This is a genomic window from Luteibacter sp. RCC_6_2 (assembly GCF_041360655.1).
Classification (GTDB): domain Bacteria; phylum Pseudomonadota; class Gammaproteobacteria; order Xanthomonadales; family Rhodanobacteraceae; genus Luteibacter.
Genome location: NZ_JBFUPQ010000021.1, coordinates 38,599 through 45,295 on the forward strand (window position 1 = coordinate 38,599; position 6,697 = coordinate 45,295).

A 6,697-nucleotide genomic window follows, 5' to 3' on the forward strand; every position below is an offset into this window, starting at 1 on the left:
TCATCGATGTTGCCTTGGCGCTAGCCGCGCGGGCATCCAAGGATTGTCAGGAACATCGTTGAAGGGTTCACCGTCATCCCGCTTGCGGGATCGCCTCGTCGTCGCGCGCATCGCATGCCTCGTGCTCCTGGCATCCGTCACCGGTGCCTGTGGCGACACGCGCGAAGAGGAAGAACAGCGTTCCCGGCATGCGCGGCAGATGCGCGACGTCGCGCGCATGCTCGATGCCATGGAAGCATCCCAACCGGTCGATTTTGCGACGATCATGGAGGCACCCGCCCCCGACCGTCCGAAGACCACCCGGCGCATCGCGACGCCGTACGTGCACACCGAACCCCCTGCCCCCGCCGCCTGGGCCATCGCCGGCTGGCCATTCATCGCCCTCGGCGGGGTGGGCACCGGCACGGCCGCCATGCTGTTGCTGACCATGTCGCGACGGCGCGCACGGCGACGTACCGTCGAGGATGCTCCGTCCATAGCCGACCATTTCGCCGACCGTCCGCCCGCGTCGCCGGCTTGGGTGTACAAGCGATCCGCGTATGAAACGCCGGACCTGCACATGACCGGCCAACCGGTGGACCTGCTCGTGCCGCCTCCGCCAGATGACGGCCCGGCCATCGACGCCCCGATGCCCGCATCCATCGGTCCACGAGGTGATTTGCGCGAACGGCTCTCCACAGCGGACCCGCTGGCCACGTTGCACCTGGTGGGCGACGAGCGCTTTCCCGACCTCCGTTGCAGCGGAACGACGAGCGTCGCGGAGCAAGCCTGGGAAGACATCCTCGTTGCCCAGGCACACCATGACGACGAGGACGCGCGGCTGGCGCGCTGGTTGCTCCCCGCCTTGCGCATGCATCGTGCACGCGACTTGCCACAGCGCGACGCGGAACGCCTGCTTATCACGATCGAGAAAGACGCCGGGGAAGAACCGCATGGCTTCGCGCGCTCGATCCGGTTCCGGTTGGCATGCATCGGACGCCTGTCCGGCGCCAACCGCCTGTTCGCCTCGCGAGACCTGCTGGCGCGCCTCGCACACGATCCCCGCTGCGATCATCCGCTGGCCCTCGATGCCTGCATCGACGTCCAACTCGCCTGGGCGTCGTGGCTGTTCGGCGCGGCCGCGGCAACGCGCCTCGACGAAGCCGAACGCTATTGCGACCGTCTCGCCGCCATCGGCCCGGATGCGGCGATGCGCGCTCTGCGCCGGCGCGGCGAGACATGGCTGCACCGCGCGAGCACACGCAAGCCCGCGGAGCGCCTGCCCGACCTCGAACGCGCGCAATCATTGCTCGACGACGCGCATGCGCGTCGTGCCGAAGCGGAAACCGCCTTGCTCGTCGCGCGCACCGCGCAACAACGGGCGCGCCTGCTTGTCGCGGAGGAAGCGGCCGCGGCCTGTTCGCACGCCCTGCTCCACGCCTTCCTGGCGGAACACGACCCGGCGTGGCGCGTCGACGCGCTGGCCTGCCGCCTGGACATCCAGCTGACCTATGACGCCCTGCCCGAACACGCCGCGCAGGCAAGCGTCACCGCCGCACTCGGCCTTAGCCTCGAAGCCGCGGGGCCCGTGCCCTCGACCGCGCGCACCGCCGTCGCCGAAGCACGGTTGCGCGGCGGCGACCACGCCGGCGCCGCCGCGTGGTGCGAGGCCATCTGCCGCGCGGATGCCGCCGAGGATCGTGTCGTCCGGCTCTGGCAAGACGCCTGCCGCCGCTGGGCCGACGACCTCGACCATGACGCCGCCGCGCTCGCGCAGTCGCTTCGCCAATTGGCCATCGCCCGTTCCACCCTCTGAATCCACACGAGTCCCCATGAGCATGAAGCACGCCACGAACGACCCGATCCTGCCTTTCTGGCAGACCCGCTACGGCCTCGCCACCGCGGTCACGGCGAACAACGCGGTGGCACGATCGCTGCAGCTCTACGGTGAATGGGCCGAACACGAGGCCATGCTGCTGAGCGGGCTGATCGAGGAAGGCCAGACGGTGCTCGAATTCGGCGGCGACTTCGCCGCGCACGCGTTGTGGATGGCGCAGGCGGTCGGTCCGCTCGGCCAGGTGCACGTAGCGGAACCACGCCGCATCCACTTCCAGCAGGTTTGCGCGAACGTGGCGATCAACGGCCTCGACAACGTCTTCACCCACGCGGTGTGGCTGGGCCGTGGCAAAGGGTCGTCGTCGCTGGGCAGCCTGGTGCCCGGCACACGCAAGGACGCCGACGAAAAGGTTCGCATGGCGACCATCGACAGCCTGCGGCTCGACGCGCTGCACCTGCTCAAGGTGAACCAGCCAAACGCTTTGGCCGACGTCCTCGCGGGCGCCACCGAGACGCTGCGCACGCATCGCCCGCTGGTCTATGCACGCCTTTCAGGCATGGACACCGCCGAGGCCGAAGTCGCGGCGATCAAGGCGCTGGGTTACCGCGCGTGGTCGCACGTGCCCTACCTGTACAATGCGGACAACCATGCCGGCGTGGATGCGAACATCTTCCCGGGCCTGGTCCAGCAGAACGTCGTAGCCGCACCGGCCGACAGCCGCTTCGAGTTCGCGGAACGGCTGGAACTGTAACGACGAAAAAGCCCCGCATGGCGGGGCTTCTCGTCTCACGCTACCGAAGACTCAGGCCTTCTTGCGCGGCGCGGCCTTCTTGGCGGCGGCGGGCTTGGCAGCGGCCGGCTTGGCCACGGCGACGCCAGTCACGACATCGACGTGCGGACGGGCTTTGCCATAGCTGGAACGGTAGATCTTGCCGCGACGGGTGCGGCGGTCGCCCTTGCCCATGGGAAACTCCTTGATTCGTAATGAGGGAGAGAAACGGCCGATCATCGTAGCAGCGGCCGCGTAAAGCGCAAGGGTGCCCGTTCAGTGAACGTGGCGGCCGCCCTTGCCGCATCCTTCCCGCTCGTCGGGACAGGGACCCGGATCGAACTGGACGGTGGCGTGTTCGACGCGCCAGCGCTCGCTGAGCATGGCCTTGATCGCGCCCAGCACCCGGGCCTGGTCGGACTGGCCGGTTCCGGGCGTCAGTTCCGCGTGCAAGGTGGCCATGCGCGAACCGGCGGTCACCTGCCAGACGTGCAGGTGGTGGATGTTGACGATGCCCGGATCGGCCGAATGCAACTCGCGCTGCACATCGGCAAGATCGATGCCCTCGGGAATGCCCTCCAGCAGGATATGTCCCGAACGGCGCACCAACGACCACGCGCTGCGAAGGATCAGGAGCGAAACGAGTACCGAAAGCAGCGGGTCCGCCCAGTTCCAGTCGAGCCAACGCACCGCCAGCGCGGCCAGTACCGCGGCCACCGAGCCGAGCAGGTCGCCCAGCACGTGCAGGCTGGCGCCGGCGATGTTCACGTCGTCCGGATCGTGGCCATGCAAGGTGCGCAACACCACGACGTTGGCGACCAGGCCCAACACGGCCACCACCAGCATCACGCCGGACAGGATCGGCTGCGGCGAAAACAACCGCTGGATCGCTTCGAACACGATGAAGGCGACCAGGGCGAACTGGGTGAGCGCGTTGACGAAGCCGGCCAGCACCTCGATGCGCCCGTAACCGTAGGTACGGCGCGCATCGGCCGGGCGCGCCGCGAACCTGGCACCGAGGAAGGCCAGCAACAGCGCCAGCGCGTCGACCAGCATGTGTCCGGAATCCGCCAGCAGCGCCAGTGAACCCGACCACACGCCGCCGACCGCCTCGGCGATCAGCATCACGGTGGTCAGTACGAAGGCGAACAGCAGCTTGCGCTCGTTCCCGCCCTCGGCGTGATCGTGCACGTGTCCATGGGCATGGACGTGCGAATGGGCGTGGTCGTGTGACATGGGGCGAAGGCTAGGTAATCCGGCGGCGGTTACACAATCACGGGTGCGCGCAGGACGGCCCATGGATGTGCCCCGCATGGCCACTGCGATCGACCTTCAGGTTGACGAAATGCGCGGCGGCGACGAGGAACCCGCCGCAGGTCACCAGCACGCTGTGCACGAACAACGAATTGCCATGCAGGAACGTGACACCGAGCAGCAGGAGCACGAGACCCGGCACGGCCAGGACCAGCGGCAAGCGCCGGCGATGGCGGCGAAATCCGGAAACGAGCGCCACGCTGGCCAGCAGGCAGGCGAAGACGACGAAGCCCGCTTCGAAGCGATGGTCGGCCAGGAACGACAGCCCCAGCACCGGCAGCAACGCGATGACGAAGGGCAGCGCCGCGCAATGGATCGCGCAGAGGAAAGAGGCCGTCGCGCCGAGGCGATCGGCGGCGTGCCACCAACGGCGGGGGACTTCAGGGGTGACGGACGGATCGGTCATGGGGGACATAGCGTGACTAGTTGCACAGGTCGAGGCAAGCGATGATACTTTATAACATTGCGAAACCCAAACGGAGTTCCACCCGATGCGCCGAACCTTCCTCGCCCTGACCATCGCCGCCACCTGCGGTGCGGCCCTGCCCGCCATGGCCGACGACACGACCCAGGACGCCACGGCCCCCGCCGCGGACGCCAAGGAGGCCCCGGGCAAGAGCCGCAAGAACGCCGAGAAGCTCGACGGCATCGTGGTCAACGCCGTGCCGCTGGGCCAGAACGCGGACCAGATCGTGGCGCCCGTGGCCGTGCTGGCGGGTTCGGCGCTCGACGACGCCAAGGGTGTCTCGCTGGGCGAAACGGTTTCCTCCATTCCGGGCGTGCAGAGTTCCGCGCTGGGAACGGCCGTGGGCCGCCCGGTGATCCGTGGCCTGGACGGCCCTCGCGTCGCGGTTCTCGAGAACGGCCTGTCGTCGCAGGACGTCTCCAACGTGAGCCAGGACCACGCGGTGACACTGGAACCGTTCCTCGCCGACCAGATCGAGGTGCTGAAAGGCCCCGCCACCCTGCTCTACGGCTCGGGCGCGATCGGCGGCGTCGTGAACGTCGTCGATGGCCGCATTCCGGAGAAGGCGCCGGACAATGGTTTCGCGGGCCGCGCCGAAGTGCGCCACGACTCCGTCTCCGATGGTCATACCGGTCTGCTCCGCCTCGATGCGGGCAACGACACCTTCGCCATCCATGTCGACGGCATGCGCCGGGACAACGAGGATTACGACATCCCCGGCGGCACCCTCGCCAATAGCGCGGTGAAGACCACCTCCGGCTCGGTCGGCGCATCCTTGCTCGGCTCGTGGGGTTACGTCGGCCTGTCCGTCTCGCGCTTCATGGATCTTTACGGCAGCCCCGCCGAACCGGGCGATCCGGCCGAAGGCGAAGATCCCGTCCACATCAAGATGGCGCAGACGAACTACACCCTGAAAGGTGGCCTCGTGCAGCCCATCGATGGCATCAGCAAGGTCGAATTCAGTCTCGGCCACGGCGCCTACCAGCACGTGGAATTCGAAGGCGACGTGCCGGGCACCACGTTTTCGACCGACAGCAACCAGGGTCGTCTCGTCGTCACGCACGATCCACTCGGCGGATGGGAAGGCGCGTTCGGCGTGCAGACCCAGCACCGGCAATTCTCCGCCGTCGGCGAGGAAACCTTCGTCCCGCCCACGGTCACCGATGGCGTCGGCGTCTTCCTCACCGAACAACGCGAGTTCGGCCCGGTGAAGATCGAACTCGGTGCGCGCCACGACAAACAGAGCGTCGATCCGGAGAACGGGCCGAAGCGCGACTTCAGTCCGAACAGTTTCTCCGCCGGCGTCGCCTGGCGTTTCGCCGAACAGTGGCACCTGTCGTTGAACCTCGACCACGCCGAGCGCGCACCGTCCGAGGAAGAACTCTTCGCCAACGGGCCGCACGCGGCATCCAATACGTTCGAGATCGGCAGCGACCTCGGCAAGGAAAAGTCCAACCAGGCGGAACTCGGCCTGCACTTCCATGGCGATGTCGTCGAAGGCAAGGTCGCCGTGTACTACAACAAGTACAAGAACTTCATCTACCTGGCCGACACGGGCGACGTGGAAGACGATCTGCCCGTGCGCCTCTGGTCGCAGAACGATGCGACGTTCCGCGGTGCGGAAGCCGAGGCCACCTTCCACTTGTCGAAAGGCACCTCCGGCAACTGGGACCTGCGCGTCTTCGGCGACACCGTGCGCGCGACGCTCGCGGACGGCGGCGGCAACGTGCCGCGCATCCCGGCCGGCCGCGTCGGCTCCACGCTGAGCTGGAGCGCCGACAGCCTGCGCGCCAGCCTCGGCGCGGTGCGTTACATGAAGCAGGACAAGATCGCCGCGTTCGAAACGGACACGGCGGGCTACACGCTGGTCAACGCGCACTTCGCCTGGACCTTCGTCAACGACGACCGCAGCCAGTGGGAAGCCTTCGTCGACGGCAACAACCTCACCAACCAGACCGCGCGCCCCGCCACGTCGTTGTTCAAGGACGTCGCGCCGCTCCCCGGTCGCAACGTTTCGGTAGGCGTCCGCGCCTACTTCTGAGTTCCCGGCCTCCCTGCCCCTCCTCCCTCCCCGGGGCGGCCGGTAGCGAAGTGGGGCGCCCACCCGGGCGCCCCACGTTTTCTCGTGGTAGCCGACCCGGCGGAGCCGCCCCTGGTGGGAGCCGCTTCAGCGGCCATCCCGCGGCAGCGGGCCAGTATCTTCTGCACGGCTCGGCGTCGCCCTCGCGCTTGGCGGTGCGAGGCAGAGCCGTCGACCGCCACCCTCGTCGCTCCGGTTACACCGTCGCTCGGGAAAGGAAAGCCGCCTTCATGTGAGACCCCCGCACCCGGC

The 6,697-nt window shown here is 67.9% G+C and carries 5 protein-coding genes and 1 pseudogene; 3 read left to right on the forward strand and 3 right to left on the reverse strand.

Annotated features, from left to right (window positions below; genetic code table 11):
- The first annotated feature begins 82 nt into the window (after positions 1-82).
- Positions 83-1,795 carry a hypothetical protein gene (locus AB6730_RS18065; protein ID WP_371024983.1) on the forward strand — a complete coding sequence of 571 codons (1,713 nt, stop codon included), beginning with the start codon at positions 83-85 and terminating at the stop codon, positions 1,793-1,795.
- A gap of 16 nt (positions 1,796-1,811) precedes the next feature.
- The gene (locus tag AB6730_RS18070) at positions 1,812-2,567 is read left to right on the forward strand and encodes a hypothetical protein (protein WP_371024984.1); all 756 of its coding nucleotides are present in this window, start codon (positions 1,812-1,814) and stop codon (positions 2,565-2,567) included.
- A 144-nt stretch (positions 2,568-2,711) separates the two neighbouring features.
- Here AB6730_RS18070 and AB6730_RS18075 read toward each other — a convergent pair.
- The 3 genes and pseudogenes from AB6730_RS18075 to AB6730_RS18085 form a co-directional block, all read right to left on the reverse strand.
- Positions 2,712-2,780 (reverse strand): annotated as a pseudogene (locus AB6730_RS18075) (30S ribosomal protein THX); the annotation flags it as partial.
- 81 nt (positions 2,781-2,861) lie between these two features.
- On the reverse strand, positions 2,862-3,821 hold the full coding sequence (locus tag AB6730_RS18080) for a cation diffusion facilitator family transporter (RefSeq protein WP_371024985.1): 960 nt from the start codon (positions 3,819-3,821) through the stop codon (positions 2,862-2,864).
- 37 nt (positions 3,822-3,858) lie between these two features.
- The gene (locus AB6730_RS18085) at positions 3,859-4,305 is read right to left on the reverse strand and encodes a MerC domain-containing protein (protein ID WP_371024986.1); all 447 of its coding nucleotides are present in this window, start codon (positions 4,303-4,305) and stop codon (positions 3,859-3,861) included.
- An 85-nt stretch (positions 4,306-4,390) separates the two neighbouring features.
- On the opposite strand from AB6730_RS18085, the gene AB6730_RS18090 reads away from it, so the two are divergent.
- Positions 4,391-6,406 (forward strand): TonB-dependent receptor domain-containing protein, encoded by a 2,016-nt coding sequence (locus AB6730_RS18090; protein WP_371024987.1) that lies wholly within the window; start codon positions 4,391-4,393, stop codon positions 6,404-6,406.
- Positions 6,407-6,697 lie beyond the last annotated feature (291 nt).

Coding starts and splice junctions, on each gene's coding strand:
- AB6730_RS18070 (WP_371024984.1), top strand. CDS start 1,812: ATGAGCATGAAGCACGCCACGAACGACCCGATCCTGCCTTTCTGGCAG.
- AB6730_RS18080 (WP_371024985.1), bottom strand. CDS start 3,821: ATGTCACACGACCACGCCCATTCGCACGTCCATGCCCATGGACACGTG.
- AB6730_RS18090 (WP_371024987.1), top strand. CDS start 4,391: ATGCGCCGAACCTTCCTCGCCCTGACCATCGCCGCCACCTGCGGTGCG.
- AB6730_RS18085 (WP_371024986.1), bottom strand. CDS start 4,305: ATGACCGATCCGTCCGTCACCCCTGAAGTCCCCCGCCGTTGGTGGCAC.